Source organism: Corynebacterium efficiens YS-314 (genome assembly GCF_000011305.1).
GTDB lineage: Bacteria > Actinomycetota > Actinomycetes > Mycobacteriales > Mycobacteriaceae > Corynebacterium > Corynebacterium efficiens.
Genome location: NC_004369.1, coordinates 468742 through 484030, shown reverse-complemented (window position 1 = coordinate 484030; position 15289 = coordinate 468742). Strand labels below are relative to the sequence as shown.

Annotated in this window: 15 protein-coding genes; 6 read left to right on the top strand and 9 right to left on the bottom strand. The window is 65.3% G+C overall.

Annotated elements, in window-relative coordinates; all coding sequences use genetic code 11:
* Window positions 1-2: 2 nt before the first annotated feature.
* From CE_RS02415 to CE_RS02400, 4 genes are all read left to right on the top strand, one after another.
* Window positions 3-1607, top strand: a complete 1605-nt coding sequence (locus CE_RS02415) for an ABC transporter permease (RefSeq protein ID WP_011074987.1) — start codon at window positions 3-5, stop codon at window positions 1605-1607.
* Window positions 1608-1612: 5 nt separating this feature from the next.
* Window positions 1613-2662, top strand: a complete 1050-nt coding sequence (locus tag CE_RS02410; protein WP_006770318.1) for an ABC transporter ATP-binding protein — start codon at window positions 1613-1615, stop codon at window positions 2660-2662.
* Window positions 2663-2678: 16 nt separating this feature from the next.
* Complete coding sequence (locus CE_RS02405) at window positions 2679-2993, top strand: hypothetical protein (protein ID WP_006770319.1); 315 nt, start codon at window positions 2679-2681, stop codon at window positions 2991-2993.
* A 72-nt stretch (window positions 2994-3065) separates the two neighbouring features.
* The gene (locus CE_RS02400) at window positions 3066-3971 is read left to right on the top strand and encodes an IS982-like element ISCef3 family transposase (RefSeq protein ID WP_011074985.1); all 906 of its coding nucleotides are present in this window, start codon (window positions 3066-3068) and stop codon (window positions 3969-3971) included.
* Between the two features lie 21 nt (window positions 3972-3992).
* Here CE_RS02400 and CE_RS02395 read toward each other — a convergent pair whose 3' ends face one another.
* From CE_RS02395 to CE_RS02380, 4 genes are read right to left on the bottom strand one after another with little or no spacing between them, the layout of a single operon-like run.
* The gene (locus CE_RS02395) at window positions 3993-4847 is read right to left on the bottom strand and encodes a quinate/shikimate dehydrogenase (NAD+) (RefSeq protein WP_006770320.1); all 855 of its coding nucleotides are present in this window, start codon (window positions 4845-4847) and stop codon (window positions 3993-3995) included.
* Window positions 4847-5302, bottom strand: coding sequence for a type II 3-dehydroquinate dehydratase (aroQ, locus tag CE_RS02390; RefSeq protein ID WP_035110031.1), 456 nt, complete (start codon window positions 5300-5302; stop codon window positions 4847-4849). The genes CE_RS02395 and aroQ overlap by 1 nt, the downstream gene beginning before the upstream one ends.
* A 46-nt stretch (window positions 5303-5348) precedes the next feature.
* Window positions 5349-7217 (bottom strand): bifunctional sugar phosphate isomerase/epimerase/4-hydroxyphenylpyruvate dioxygenase family protein, encoded by a 1869-nt coding sequence (locus CE_RS02385; protein ID WP_006770322.1) that lies wholly within the window; start codon window positions 7215-7217, stop codon window positions 5349-5351.
* Window positions 7217-8758, bottom strand: a complete 1542-nt coding sequence (locus CE_RS02380; protein WP_407921248.1) for an MFS transporter — start codon at window positions 8756-8758, stop codon at window positions 7217-7219. The genes CE_RS02385 and CE_RS02380 overlap by 1 nt, the downstream gene beginning before the upstream one ends.
* Before the next feature lie 406 nt (window positions 8759-9164).
* On the opposite strand from CE_RS02380, the gene CE_RS02375 reads away from it, so the two are divergent.
* Window positions 9165-10148, top strand: coding sequence for a LysR family transcriptional regulator (locus CE_RS02375; protein WP_231295175.1), 984 nt, complete (start codon window positions 9165-9167; stop codon window positions 10146-10148).
* Here the strand turns inward: CE_RS02375 and CE_RS02370 are convergent.
* The 5 genes from CE_RS02370 to CE_RS02350 form a co-directional block, all read right to left on the bottom strand.
* Window positions 10145-10678, bottom strand: coding sequence for a type 1 glutamine amidotransferase domain-containing protein (locus tag CE_RS02370; RefSeq protein ID WP_006770325.1), 534 nt, complete (start codon window positions 10676-10678; stop codon window positions 10145-10147). The genes CE_RS02375 and CE_RS02370 overlap by 4 nt on opposite strands.
* A 100-nt stretch (window positions 10679-10778) precedes the next feature.
* A complete protein-coding gene (locus CE_RS02365; RefSeq protein ID WP_006770326.1) occupies window positions 10779-11147 on the bottom strand; it encodes a hypothetical protein in 369 nt (122 codons plus the stop codon).
* A gap of 189 nt (window positions 11148-11336) precedes the next feature.
* Window positions 11337-12236: a hydroxymethylbilane synthase gene (gene hemC / locus CE_RS02360; protein ID WP_006770327.1), complete on the bottom strand. Its 900-nt coding sequence runs from the start codon at window positions 12234-12236 to the stop codon at window positions 11337-11339.
* Between the two features lie 25 nt (window positions 12237-12261).
* Window positions 12262-13668, bottom strand: coding sequence for a glutamyl-tRNA reductase (locus tag CE_RS02355; RefSeq protein ID WP_173362562.1), 1407 nt, complete (start codon window positions 13666-13668; stop codon window positions 12262-12264).
* Window positions 13669-13756: 88 nt separating this feature from the next.
* A complete protein-coding gene (locus tag CE_RS02350) occupies window positions 13757-14047 on the bottom strand; it encodes a glutaredoxin family protein (RefSeq protein WP_006770329.1) in 291 nt (96 codons plus the stop codon).
* 141 nt (window positions 14048-14188) lie between these two features.
* On the opposite strand from CE_RS02350, the gene CE_RS02345 reads away from it, so the two are divergent.
* Window positions 14189-15265 carry an HAD-IB family hydrolase gene (locus CE_RS02345; RefSeq protein ID WP_035110037.1) on the top strand — a complete coding sequence of 359 codons (1077 nt, stop codon included), beginning with the start codon at window positions 14189-14191 and terminating at the stop codon, window positions 15263-15265.
* The last annotated feature ends 24 nt before the right edge of the window (window positions 15266-15289 follow it).

Below are 15289 nucleotides of genomic sequence, written 5' to 3'. Positions count from 1 at the left end.
GCATGCGTTCATCCTCCTCGTTGACCTTCATGCGGGCGGGGGTCTGGCTGATTGTCATCGGCCTGTTCATCTCCCCGCTCGCCCTGGTGGTCAGCCTCGCCCTCGGTGGCAACCAGATCCCGCAGCTCATGCAGCAGGGTCTGGGCACCGCCGTGTGGAATTCCACCTACACCACGCTGCTCTCGGCGATCGGGGCGGTGATCATCGGCACCGCCATCGCCCTGTTGTTGGACCGCACCAATGCCTATGGGCGTGGTACCCTGCGTCTGTTCCTGCTCTCCCCGTTGTTGATCCCGCCGTTCATCGGGGCGATCGCGTGGCTGCAGTTATTCGGCCCCAACCAGGGCCTCAACCGGCTCTTCGGTACCCAACTGTGGGATATCTACGGCGCGGACGGGGTCACGGTGCTGCTCATCGTGCACTCCTACCCCATCGTCTATGTGGTGATGGCCAACGCGCTGCGCCAACTGCCCTCCGACCTGGAGCAGGCCGCGCGTATCTCCGGGGCCGGCACCGTGACGGTCCTGCGCACCATCACCCTCCCGCTGCTGCACCCGGCACTGCTCTCGGCGTTCACCCTGACCGCGGTGGCCAACCTCGCCGACTTCGGCATCCCCGCCCTGATCGGGTCCCCGGCGCGCTTTGAAACACTCGCCACCATGATCTACCGCTTCATGGAATCCGGCACGGTGGACAATCCCCTGCAGACGGTCTCCACCATCGGTGTGGTCCTGTTGTTCCTGGGTATCGGGGCCGTGTTCGCCGATTACCTGGTGTCCCTGCGGGCCACCACCCAGCTGCAGGACACCGGTGCCGCGCTCACCTTTGATCTGGGCAGGGCACGCCTACCGGTGACCATCATCGCCTGGGTCATCGCGCTGGCCTTCACCCTCGCACCGATCCTGGGCCTGGCCTACCGGGCGCTGCTGCCCGCACCGGGTGTGCCCTTCACCCGGGAGACCATCACCCTGGGCAACTTCGAGGCTGCGCTGAACAACCCCCGGGTGATCGAGGGGTTCACCAACTCGGTGACCCTGTCGGTGGCCGCGGCGGTGATCTGTGGTGTGCTCGGCTGGCTGGTGGGTCTGCTGGTCACCCGCACCCGGCATGTCACCAACACGCCGATGACCCTGGTGGTGCTGCTGCCCACCGCACTGCCGGGCATGATCATCGGTGTGGGCTGGTTGATCCTGGGCCGCTACACCGATCTGTACAACACCCGCTGGATCATCCTCGGTGCCTATGTCTGCGCCTTCACCGCCCTGGTCCTGCAGGCGGTGCGGGCGCCCCTGGCACAGTCGCCGCTGGCGATGGAGGAGGCCGCCCGCATCGGCGGAGCCGGCCGGGTGCGCGCGCTGCTGGACACCACCGGGGCCATGACCATCCCGGCGGCGGTCGCCGGTGCCGTGCTGGTCCTGGTCACCGCGGTGCGTGAGCTCACGGTGTCGATCCTGCTCATCGCGCCGGGCACCACCACCCTGGGTGTGCAGGTGTTCAACCTGCAGCAGGCCGGAAACTACAATCAGGCATCCGCGTTGTCGCTGATGTTCGCCCTCATCGGTATCGTGGCGCTCTCCGTCACGGTCCGGGGCCGGGAGGAGAGGTAGGCACAATGTCCTCCATCACCATCACCGATCTGTCGGTGGCCTTCGCCGATGGCACGGTGGGGCTCGACCACGTCAACATCGATGTCCACCCGGAGGAGTTCGTGGTGCTGGTCGGCCCGTCGGGTTCCGGCAAGACCACCCTGTTGCGCACCGTCGCCGGGTTCATCGCCCCCTCGGGAGGCCACCTCACCATCGCGGGTGAGGACATGACGCACGTCCCGCCGGAGAGGCGGCGCATGGGCATGGTGTTCCAGCAGCATGCGGTGTGGCCACATATGTCGGTGGCGGGCAATGTGGCCTATCCGCTGAAGAGGGCGGGGATGGATCGGGCGTCGATAAGCAGGCGCGTGGAACGCGCACTGACGCTGGTGGGGCTCGACGGGTTCGGCAGGCGCAAACCTGCGAGTCTGTCCGGTGGGCAGCGTCAGCGGGTGGCGTTGGCGCGCGCGGTGGTCGCCGACCCCACCGTCCTGCTTCTCGACGAAGCCCTCTCCGCCCTCGACGAACCCCTGCGCGACTCCCTGCGCCGCGAACTGGTCGCCCTGACCCGACGCGAGGGTCTGACCACGGTGCATGTCACCCATGACCGCGCGGAGGCCATCGCGATCGCCGACCGGATCGTGGTGCTGGATAAGGGGCGTGTGCAGCAGATCTCCACCCCGGCCGAGCTGATCGAGGCACCGGCGAGCGCCGCGGTGGCCTCCTTCATCGGTGACGCCACTCTGCTGCCGGCCACCATCGCCGGTGAACATGTGGAATGCTCGGTGCTGACCACCGCCTGGAAACGCGACCAGGTCCGGGAGATGGCCACCCTGCACCCGGGCGATGCCGTCACCATCGCGGTGACACCACTGACCGTCACCGTGGTCCCACCGGGCACCCCACGGTCCATCGACGCGGTGATCACCTCGGCGCTCTTCGAGATCACCTCCCACAGCATCACCGCCGAAACCCCCGGCGGGCAGAAATTCCGGGCGCAGGTCACCGGCCTCACACCCCAGATCGGTGAGACAATCGGCCTGGAGATCGTTGAACCGCTGGTCTATCCGGCATAGAGAAAGGACTCATGTCATGTTGCAGGCTCTGTTCGGGGACAACCCCGACCGCGGGGAGTTCAACCGGTTGCGGACGCGCGTGGAGGAACTGGAGCGCACCGTCACCCGTCAGCAGCAGGCCATCGACATGCTCATGGCGGAACTCGGGATGGAGGCCTCCTCCCTGCCCGCCTCACTGCGCCGCGACCCGGACATCCTCCACCCCGAGGTGATCGCCCTGCTGCGCGAGCGCAGGGAGATCCCGGCGATCAAACGCCACCGCGAACTGACCGGTGCGGGACTGCGGGAGGCCAAGGAACTCGTCGACCGCGAGAAGGGGAAATACCTCTAGATGAGTAAGTCCTATTAGGACTCTCGCGCGCAGGTCTGTTCAACGAGGGCGGAGAGTGCTTGAGTTTTTGGTGTGAACAACAAACTAAACACTCTCCTGACCACACTCTACGTCACCCTGGTCGACCGTGTCCTGCCCGATCTGGACTACGACCGGACTCACCGCCCAGGGCGCCGACCAGCCCTCGATGACGCCGAACTGCTGTGCCTGGCCGTCGCCCAACACCTGCTGCACGGATCCTCCTCAGAATCCCGATGGGTGCGCTACGCCCGGGCACACCTGACCGGAATGTTCCCGGCGATGCCCCAACAATCGGGCTACAACAAGCGCATCCGGGCCGCCGGCCCGTTGATCAGCGCGGTGATCACCGCCCTGGCCAAAGACACCGCCTCCTGGCACGAGATCCTGCGACTACTCGACTCCACCCCGGTACCCTGCGGCACCTCAAGAGAGACAGTCAAACGCTCTGACCTGGTCGGGCATGCCGGCTACGGCTACTGCGCTTCGCATTCGAGGTTCTTCTGGGGTTTTCGCCTGTATCTGGTCTGCACCCCGGACGGGATGCCGGTGATCTGGGGGCTGGCCAACCCGAAGATCGGCGAGCGGGAAACCACCCAGGTCCTGCTTGATCATGACTGTCATCTGGTGCACGACGGGCAGGTCATCCTGGCGGACAAGGGCTTCGCCGGGAAAGAGTTCGAGGCGTTTGTCACCGACGAGCTTGGCGCCCACCTCGTCCGTCCCGACCGCAAGGATGAAAAGCCCCGGTTCGGGGCCCTCGGTGGTATCCGCCAGTGGGTCGAGTCCGTCTTCGACACGCTTAAAGGCCAACTCGGCCTCGAGCAGCACGGCGGGCGCACCGTCGAAGGCGTCTACGCCCGAGTCGCCGCGAAACTTTTGGCCCTGGCCGCCGGGATCTGGCACAACTGGCTCATCGACGCCCCCAACAAACGCTCCCTGATCGCCTACGACCACTAAAAATCAATAGGACTTAATCATCTAGAGGGACAGGAACGTTGCGCGCATCCGCTCCACATCGGGCTCCAGCCCGGTGAACAGGCGGAAGGCATCCACCGCCTGGTGGATCGCCATGCGGGTGCCATCCAGGGTGCGGCAACCCAGCGCACGGGCGTCCTTGAGCAGCTGAGTCTCAATGGGCATGTACACGACATCCCCCACCCAGTGGTGTGGGGTCAGGCACGAGGTGTCGAAGGCGGTGCCCGGGTGGGCGAGCATGCCCATCGGGGTGGCGTTGACCACGCCGTCCGCGGCGGCGATGGCCTCCTCCACACCACGGGCGTCGATGCCGTGGACGGCCTCGCGACCGATGGCAGAGTTGATGGCGTCGGCGAGCGCCTGCGCACGGGCCGGATCCAGGTCCGCCACCTGCAGCTGTTCCACCCCGTGGGTGACCAGGGAGTAGGCCACGGCATTACCCACGCCGCCGGCGCCGACCTGCACCACGGTGGTCATGGTGGCGTCGGGCAGGCCCTCCTCCAGTCCGCGGGCGAACCCGGTGACATCGGTGTTGTGCCCGCTCGTGCGACCGTCCTCACCGATGACGACGGTGTTGACCGCACCCAGCTGGGCGGCCTGCTCGGAGACCTCATCCAGCAGCGGCAGGACCGCCTGCTTGTAGGGGTGGGTGATGTTGAGGCCGTTGAAACCGGTGGAGCGGGCGGCGTCGAGAAGCTCCTGGAGGGAGCGACCCCGGGCACGGTCGGTGAGGGTGTCGATGCGTCGGTAGACGGTCGCCGCGCCCTGGGCGAGGCCCTCCGCCTCGTGCATGGCCGGGGTACGGGAGAGGGAGATGTCCTCGCCGATCAGTCCGAGGAGAATACTGTCGTGGTTCATTACTGTGACGCTGTCCTTTGAAGATGGTTGTTGGCGAGGATGTCCACGGCGAAACCGTACCCGTCCACGCCGGCACCGGCGATGACGGCCGCGGCGACCGGGGAGATATAGGAGTGGTGGCGGAAGCTCTCCCGCGCGTGGGGGTTGCTGATGTGCACCTCCACGGTGGGCAGCTCGGAGGCCTTCACCGCGTCGAGCAGTGACACGGAGGTGTGGGTGAGCCCGCCCGGGTTGAGCACACACCCGAGGTGGGTGCCCCGGGCTCGGTGCAGGGCGTCGATGAGATCGCCCTCGTGGTTGCTCTGCACCGCATCCACCTCAAGTCCGTGGTGTTCTGCCCGCGCTCGGACCAGCTCCACCACATCATCCAGGGTGGCGTGGCCGTAGATCTCCGGTTCCCGCAGCCCCAACATATTGAGGTTGGGGCCGTTGAGCAGCAGAATCCTGCCCGTCATCATCAGTGTCCTTTCTCGGTTTTTTCTCATCTGGTCCGGCGCGTGGTTAGCGCGGGACCCCGCGCTCGGCGTCGCGGATCGTGCGGTACTGGGCGGCGAGCCGAACCGGTGCGTTGGTCTCACCCCAGCCGGTGAAACCACCGCGGCGTTCCACGACCTCGATGAACATGGTGCCCAGGGTGCGGGTGTAGAAGTGGAGGAATTCCCCACCGTGGTCATCACGGTCATAGAGCAGGTTGTTCTCGCGTAGCAGATCCAGGAACTCCGGGTCGAGATCGAAACGTGCCTGCAGGTCCTCGAAGTAGTTCTCCGGGACGGGGAGGAACGCCAGGCCACGCTTGCGTGCACGGCGGGCCACCGCGACGATATCGGTGGTGGTGAGCGCGATGTGCTCGGGGTAGGCGGCGTCCAGGAAATCACCCTGTTCCCCGTCCTCCGGGGCGATGCTGAGCAGCAGACGCACGGCGTCATTGGGTGAGCTCATCACCTGGTTGCTGATCAGACCGATGGGGCTGGGGAACTCATCGCGGTCGCGGGCCTCCAGCGCCATGAGGGAGGTGTAGAAGAGGATGGACTCGTCGAAGTGCTGCCAGGGCTGAGCGAGGTTGATGTGGTCGATCCCGGTGATGAGGCTGTCGGACACCTGGTCGGTCTTCTCCACACCGAACTCATCGAGCCAGGTGGGGAATCCGTCCGGGCTGACCTCACCGAAGAACACCTCGGTGCCGTCGGGGGCGTAGGCGCCCCGCAGATCTGCCTCATCGTCCTCGCGGGTCCGGGCGATGGTGCCCGCCTGGAGGAGATGGGCGCGCTGCTGCGCGGAGGCCGGATCCGGGGTGGCGAAACCGAGCCCGGTGATGGTGGTGGCGGCGCCGGTGGGCCCGCGGTCACCGATGACGATGCGGACCGGCCCCTGGGTCCAGACCTGGAAGTCGGATTTGCTGCGGTGGTGGCCACCGAGCTGGAAACCCAGCTGGTGGAGCACCCGGATGGTCTCCCCCAGCCGTCCGGTGGAGATCTCGAGGAAATCCACACCGGCGGGTTCTGCGACCTCCGGCAGCGGGGACAGCTGCAGGGTCACATCGCGTTCGTCCTCGGCCAGGGCGTGCCACGTCTGGTCCTCCAACCAGCGCAGGGACCGCAGACCATCGACGGCCGTGCGGGCCACATCGGCCTTGCGGAAGGAATCATTGAAGATCTCCAGGGAGATGGGTCCGTCGTATCCGGTGCGGGCGAGGTGGGTCATGAATTTCACCAGGTCGAAATCGCCCTCCCCGGGGAAGACCCGGTGGTGGCGGGACCAGGACAGGATGTCCATGCTGAGCTTGGGGGCATCGGCAAGCTGGACGAAGAAGATCTTCTCGCCGGGGATCTGCTCCACCGCGTCGGTGGACCACCCGCGGGAGAGGATGTGGAAGGTATCCAGGCAGGTGCCCACCTGGGGGTGGTCGGCCATGTCGACGATGCGCTGGGCATGCTCGAAATCGTTGACGAACCGCCCCCACGCCAGCGCCTCATAAGCGATGCGGACCTGGTAGCGCTGTGCCAGGTCCCCGGCGCGGCGCAGCTGGCTGGCGAAGAGTTCATCATCGTTGATGGTCGCGGTGGCGACATTGGAGCACAGCAGGATGGTGTCGATCCCCAACCGGTTCATCAGTGCGAACTTCGCCTCCATGCGGCGGAGATTCTTCACGAACTGTTCCTCCTCCACCCCCTCGAAATCCCGGAAGGGCTGGAAGAGATCCAGGGTCAGCCCCAGGTCGGCGGCCCGCTGCCGGATCTGCTCCGGGGAGTGGGGGGAGACGGTGAGGTCCTGTTCGAAGATTTCCACGCCGTCAAAGCCGGCGTCGGCGGCGGCGCGGAGTTTCTCGGCGAGGGTTCCTGATAAACAGACGGTGGCGATCGACGTGCGCATTAGCGGTAGGACTCCTGTGCATCATGGTTATCAGTGTTTTCCCGGGAGGTGGCCCCGGCATGCACGCCGGGGTTCCTGCCCGTGCGGGTCACCGACCCATCAGCGCCGACCACGACGGTGGTGGGGCGTGCGGCTACGGTGGTGACACCGGCACGGGCGAGATCTGCAGCCTCACCGCGGGCAAGGTGCAGGGCATCAATCTCATCGAGGTTGAGGTCCTTGGTCTCCTTGGCGGTCAGGGCGGCACCCGCGGCGACGAGGCAGACCACGCCGACGAAGATGGCGACCCGGACCCAGTTGTCCCCCTCCGCACCGGCCAGCAGGGAGGCGATGACCGGGGCGAAGCCACCGGAGACCGCGAAGCCGATCTGCGTGCCCAGCGCCAGGCCGGTCACACGCACCGAGGTGGGGAACATCTCTGCGTAGAAGGCCGGCCACACCGCATTGGACATGGAGTACAGCAGACCGGACATGAGGATGCCCATGGCGAAGATCATGACCCAGCTGCCGGAGTAGATCGCACCCAGGTAACCGTTCATGGCCAGACCGGCACCCAGGGCTCCGAGGATGAAGACGGGGCGGCGACCGAAGCGGTCTGCCAGTGCGCCGGAGAACGGGATGGCCAGCAGGGCGACCAGGTTGGCCACCACGGGCACCATGAGCATGGTGGAGCGGTCGAGGCCGACCACGTTGGTGGCGAAGGACAATGACCACACGGTGAAGACCACGTTGACGGAGTTGATCATGGCGGCCACGGCCACACGGGCGACGGCGGCCTTGTGGTACTTCAGGGTCATGGCCAGCGGGGACGGACCGCCGGCGATCTCCTGCTTGTTCTCACGGAAGGCCGGTGGCTCCTCCAGACCGCGGCGGATCAGGAAGGCGACGAGCACAACCACGGCGGACAGCCAGAACGGCACACGCCAACCCCAGGACATGAGGGCGTCCTCGCTGAGGAAGATGGTGAAGGGGATGAACACGGCCGTGGCCAGCAGAGTGCCGAACTGGGTGCCGTGCAGGGTCCAGCTGGCGGTCAGCGCGCGTCGGTGTTCGGTGGCGTGCTCCAGGGAGACTGAGATCGCACTGGACTGTTCACCGGAGGCAGACAGGCCCTGGATGATGCGGCAGATGACCAGCAGCGCCGGGGCAAGGTAGCCGGCCTGGTCGAAGGTGGGCAGGCAGCCCACGATGAAGGTGCTGGCGCCGATGAGGAACAGGCACAGCATGAGCACGAATTTACGGCCATAACGGTCGGCCAACGGCCCCATGATCAGGGCACCGAGCGGGCGGACGACATAGGCCACACCGACGGTGGCCATGGAGGCCAGGATCGCGACACCCGGGGCGGTGTCCTCGGGGAAGAAGAGCTGGTTGAGCACCAGGGCGGCGGCGGTTCCGTAGACCGCGAAATCGTAGTACTCCAGTGCTGAACCGATCCAGCTGGAGAGCGCGGCCTTCTTCGGGGTCTTGACGGGCGCTGCGTCGGGCGCTGCGTCGGGGGTTGAATCAGTCACAGCGGTCGACCCAGCGGCCGGCATCATGTCATCCCCGTGGTCACGGGGATCCGGGTTCACAGAACCCTGTGTGTTCTTACTCATCATCGTTCCTTGTTCTTAGGGTTCTTGCGGGACGGTTCAGAGGCCAGTGCCTCCAGTGCCGCATCAACGTCTGACCAGACCGGTGGTCTGGAGTAGGGCGTTTTCGTGGCACCTCCGCCGGTGGCGGGTTGTCTGCATCTATCGTCCCGGGTGTGGGTCGCGCTACAGGTAGGGATTATCTGGGTCCTGACCTACCGAGCTCTAGGCTATGCAGAGGATCTGATGTGTCCCTTGCGATGAAGACTATTCTCCTGTGACCTATAGTACAAATGCATATAGCGCAATTCGGATATGCAGACTTCGCATATCGCCCACGTCGACCCCATGAACAGGAGCCCCCGAGATGAACATGGAACAGTTGAGATCGTTTGTGGAGGTGGTCCGCCACGGCCAGATCTTCCGTGCCGCCGAGGAACTCCACATCTCCCAACCCGCCCTGAGCAGGCAGATGGCCGCGTTGGAGGCAGAGGTCGGAGCGCCCCTGTTGGAACGTCATTCCCGCGGGGTGCATATGACCAAGGCGGGTGAGGCGCTGCATGATGAGGCCGTGGAACTGCTCAACCGGATGCAGTCGGTGATCGATGAGATCAGATCGGGTGAGCACCTGATTGTCAGCATCAACATCGGGGTGCCACCCGGTTTGCCCAGCGCCTGGCTGCGGGAACGCCTGAGCACCAGGGGGGAGAATTTCCGTGTCTCCCTCATCGAGGCCCCCACCGATGAACAGCTCATCATGCTCAAGCAGAAGAAGCTGGACATCGCACTGGCCCGGCGTCAGAGCGAGGCCTTCCCCACCCACCTGGTGTATCAGCAGCGCCTGGGCATTGTCATCCGGGAGGGATCGGAACTCCGCCACACACTGCGCCACCGGGAATCCGCCACCCTGGAGGACATGGAGGGGCTGCGGGTGCTGGCCCATTCCCGTGGTGAGGTCCGTGTGCAGGAGGAGATCCTGAAAAACGCGATGTTATCCGCGGGGGTGGCAGCGACCTGGATCTTCCGTAAATTCGGTCAGTACAGCGCCCTGATCGCCGACCTGGTCGAGGCGGATGTCGCCCTGACCACCAAGACCTCGGCGGGCAAGAACTTCCCCGGCTGGGTGTGGATCCCCCTGGTGGGTGAGGATGCCGCCGGTGATGATCTGGTGGTGCGCACCTGGGCCACCTGGGATCCACAGCCCTCCCCCGAGGTGACCACCCTGCTGCGCCGATTCACCGAACCTGTGCTCATGCCACCCGAAGCCGTGGGCCACACCGCCACACCCAGCGCAGCAGAAACTCCCCCCGACACCGCCTCACCGGCGACATCAGGGGGAGATTCAGAAACAACCTAGGCCTGATCGATGGCCTCGATGAAGGGGGCGAGATCACCCGGGTTACGGGAGGTGATCAGCTTCCAGCCGGCGGTGTCACACACCTGGACCGGCACATCGTGCCAGTTCGCACCGGCATTCTCCAGGTCGATCCTCACAGAGATGTAGGACGTGAGGTTCTTGTCGCGGGCGAGTCCGGCGTCGATAAGCGTCCACGGCGCGTGGCAGATCGCCGCAACGGTGCGGCCCGCCCCGGCCTGCTTCTTCAGCACCGCGAGGACATCATCGTCCAGGCGCGCGTTGTCGGCGTTGACGGTGCCACCGGGCAGCAGCAGCACGTCATAGTCGTTGTTCAGGTGGCTGGCCAGATCACCGTCGACGGGGAACTCCAGGTCCCAGTCCTTATCTCCCACCACCGTCTGGACGGGCTTGCCGTTCGGGGTGACCACGGTGACCTCGTGCCCCAGCTCCCTGAGCTTGTCGACGGGCACCACCAGCTCATCCTTCTCGGTACCGAAATCGGTGGATACCACAAGAATCTTCTTTGACATGTACTTCTCCTTAGGCAATTGGTGCTTCGGATCGTGTGGCCCCGATGGTAGCCAAACATGCCCGTCGTGTCAGAGAAGCCCGGTGAGCGGCAGGTAAGTGCTAGTGGACCGGTGTCAGTTCGGAGGCGTAACGGCGGGCATCCTGGGTGGAGACCACGATGCGGCCGATGCTGACCTTGTCCAGCTCGATGACCAGGCCCGGGTCCTTCCGGCGGCACACGGAGAAGACATTCTCGTGGTTGCTCTCCTCGTCCCGCTCGGAGGTGTGGGTGCCGGCGACGAACAGGCCGGGGATCCGGGTCAATCCGCGGGCACCGGAGGCCTCGACAGACCCGAGGGCGTCATCGACGACCTGGATGTCACGGATCGCGCGCAGGGGGACGGTGAGATGACTGCGCCGTGCACCGATCTTCTCCCACCAGGAGAGGTGGATGGTGAGGTGCTTCTGGGTAATCTTCAATTCAGCCACAACAACGGGTCTCTTCCACGTGCCGGGGCGAGCAACCTCGCCGGTTCAAATCAGATACAGCCATTCTTGCACGAACCAGCGGATTATTCGTCACCGGGAGCAGACTGTCACCCAACTCTACGGTGACTGGCGGGATGGCCTACGGAATCCCGGGCCGGAAGCCACCACCGGAAGCCCCCACCCGAGGGCCTACCCCAGGAGGGTGGCTGCACCCTGCTCGATGAGCTGGGCTGCGACCTGTTCCGCAAGCTCCTCGGGGCGCTCACCCGCGCCCTGCGCGGAGAAGACCAGCTGCTCGGAGCCGTCGAGGGCGAAGACACCGGCGGTCAGGGTCATGGTGTCACCGGCGTAGCCATCGAGGGTGGCGTGGGCGGCCACGGGTGCGGTGCAGCCGGCCTCCAGGCGGTTGAGCACGGTGCGCTCGGCGACGGCGGTGACATAGGTGTCGGCGTGCATGAGCATGTTCAGGCCGGTGATGATGTCCTCGTCCTCCACACGGCACTCGATGGCCAGGGCGCCCTGGGCGGGTGCCGGCATGAGCATGTCGGGGTCGAAGACCTGGGTGGCGCGGTCCTGCATGCCCACGCGCGACAGACCGGCGAACGCCAGGACCACCGCATCGAGCTCACCGGAGGTGACCTTGCCCATGCGGGTGTCGATGTTGCCCCGCAGCGGCAGGATCTCCAGGTCGGGGCGCAGGGCCTTGAGCTGGGAGATGCGACGTGGTGCGGAGGTTCCCACCTTCGCCCCCTCGGGCAGCTCCTCCAGGGTCAGGCCATCGCGGGCGATGAGCGCATCACGGGCATCGGCACGGGTGGGCACCACCAGGTGGAAGCGTGGGTCCGGGGCGGTGGGCAGGTCCTTGAAGGAGTGCACCGCCACATCGATCTCGTCGGCGACCAACGCATCGCGCAGGGCCTGGGTGAACACGCCCACGCCGATGCGTTCGACCGGGGACATGTTGACATCGCCGGGGGTGGTGACGATGGTCAGTTCGGCATCACGGCCGAAATGCTTGAGCCGATCACGCATGTGACCGGCCTGGGTGGTGGCCAGTTTCGATCCGCGGGTGCCGATTCTGAGTGTCATTGCGCTCCTTGATTGAAGGTGGACGTTAGGACCCGTCCACAGACACGGACTGGCCTGTGGTGGACGGTGAATTCACGATCGCGACAATACCCGCATCGGGCAGGTCGGAGGCGTTGACCGAGGTGATCGCGGGGGGCGCGGTGGTCTGCACGGCCTCCAGGCCGAAGAGCTCCTGGAGGGCGGACTCATAGGACACCGAACCGGAACGGGCGGCCAGTTTCTTCACCCGGACGGTCGGCTCGTGCAGGAACTTATCCATGACACGACGCACGGTGCGGGTGACTTCCTTCCAGTCCTCCTGGGAAATGTCGGGGGTGCGCGCCTGGAGGCGGTCCAGCTCGTCGAGAAGCAGCTCGTTGGCGCGCTTACGCAGCGCGGACACCGCCGGAACCACATCGCGGATACGCTGCTCGGAGGTGAAGGCCTCCAGTTCCTCGCGCACGATGGCCAGGGCATCAGCCCCCTCGGCTGCAGCGCCGGTGGGATCCTCGCGTTTGGCGCGGTGCAGGCGCTCGATGTTGACCAGGTCCACCCCGGGCACCTCTGCGCAGGCGTCATCGATGTCACGCGGCATGGACAGGTCCACGAGCATGAGCTGGACACCGGCCGGGATGTCGGCGGGTTTGACGGTGAAGTCATCGGCTCCGGTGGCGGAAACCACCATGTCCACGCGGTCGAGGACACTGGCACGGTCGGCGAAGTCGACGACCTCGGCGGGCACCCCGGCCTCAAGCGAGTGGGAGGCCAGGCGCTCGGCACGCTCACGGGTGCGGTTGGCCATGATGAGCTTGTCGACGCCCTCCCGACCCAGGTGGGTGGCGGCCAGGGAACTCATGGCACCGGCGCCGAGCACCAGCGCGGTCTTGCCCGCCAGGGGCTTGTCCGAGGCGGGGTCGATGCCCATCTGGGTCAGCGCACGGTCGATGGCGAAGGACACCATGGAGGCACCGGCCTCATCGATGTCGGTTTCCGTGTGGACGCGTTTGCCGGTGTGCAGGGCGGTCTGTGCCAGGGCGTGCAGGGCCGGGCCGACGGTGCCGGCCTCGGTGGCCTGCTGGTAGGCGGTGCGCACCTGACCGATGATCTGCTGCTCACCGACCACCATGGAATCCAGGCCGGAGGCGACCACCAGCATGTGCTCCGCGGCGGCGTCGGCATAGCGGACATAGAGGTATCCGCGCAGGGTCTCGATATCGACCCCGCTGATCTCATGCAGAACCTCCACCACGTCATTGACACCGGTGTGGAAACTGCTGGTGACGGTGTACACCTCGAGGCGGTTACACGTGGAGACGATCAGCGCCTCCGACAGTGATGGCCGCTCGACGAGTGCGGAGGTGGTTTGACCACGGACGGAGTCGTCCATGCTGAGGCGCTCCAGAAGCGCAACAGGTGCTGACCTGTGGGACATCCCCACAACGAGCACGCTCACTATCTCACCCGACTTTCAAAGGAGGGACTGATCAATCAAAAGAATGAATCAAAGTTTGTTGATTAACGGTATCGCTCAATCGACGGAGTTACAACAAAGCGTGGGCTAACTCATCATTATCCACTTCCCAGCTGGCGAATTCCTCATCATCCACGAGGATGACCGGCACCCGGTCGCCGAACTCCGCCTTGAGGGCGGGGTCATCGTCGACGTTGCTCACCACCAGATGCACCCCGGCCGCGGTGAGAACAGGCATGATCTGTTCCCGCACGCGGACGCATGATCCACAGTTGTCACGCACGATCAGTTCCACCCTGTGGTCTGAACTGTGGTGTAAGGCCACGTTCCCGCCACCTTCCCCTGACTCTCGGGTACCCATGCCCGGCACCGTGAGGCGCAAGGCTTTACCATGGATACGATACCCATTTCGGGCCCCGATAACATGTCCGACCAGTTTTTTCTCTCCAGCATCCCCCGCTCCCCGATGCCCACTCGGCGTAAGGAAGGTTCCTGTCACCACATGAGTCCAGCCAACGGAAATGACAACTGGGGTTTCGACATGTGGGGCTCCCCGGAGGATTTCCTCTCCAACTGGAGTGCCACCCGGGGCAATCTGCGCAGGTTCATCGAGGATTACGCCGTCCCACCCATCGATGATGAGACCCAGCGTGAGGCCGGCCAGGCCGCGGCGGCGGAGGCGGTTGCCTCCATCTACGGCCTCGGACTGGAGGATTTCCATTCGGGTGTGGATTCCGTCACAGGTGCCATCGAGGCGGCCGGTGCGGTCCATGTGAACCTGCCCGACCCGGATGTCCCCCAGGATGTCGGGGCCGCGGCCTTCTTCGATGTGGACAACACCCTCATCCAGGGTTCCTCCCTCATCGTCTTCGCCCAGGGCCTGTTCCGGAAGAAGTTCTTCACCGTCCATGAGATCCTCCCGGTGATCTGGAAACAGCTGAAATTCAAGATCTCCGGGTCCGAGAATGCCCACGATGTGGCACAGGGCCGTGAACAGGCCCTGGAGTTCATCCGGGGTCGTTCCGTGGAGGAACTGGTGGAACTGTGTGAGGAGATCGTGGACCGGACCATGTTCGACAAGACCTGGCCCGGCACCCGCCAGCTGGCGGATATGCACCTGGCTGCGGGCCACCAGGTGTGGCTGGTCAGCGCCACCCCCGTCCAGCTGGCGCAGATCCTCGCCCAGCGCTTCGGGTTCACCGGTGCCATCGGCACCGTCCCGGAGGTCCGGGACGGGGTCTTCACCGGGCGACTCGTCGGTGACATCCTCCACGGTCCGGGTAAGCGTCACGCGGTGGCGGCGCTGGCCTCCATTGAGAAACTCGATCTTGCGCGCTGTACCGCCTACTCCGATTCCATCAATGACCTGCCGATGCTGTCGATGGTGGGCACCGCGGTCGCCGTCAACCCGGACCGGAAGCTGCGCAAGGAGGCACTTGAGCGCGGATGGGACGTGCGTGATTTCCGTTCCCTGCGCAAAGCCGCACGCACCTTCGGTATCCCCGCCCTGGCCACCGCGGCCTTCAGCGTCACCGGGTGGCGTCTGCGCAACCGGTGGCGTACCAGGTTCGTGAAATAGGTCCGGGACACAGATCCATAACAC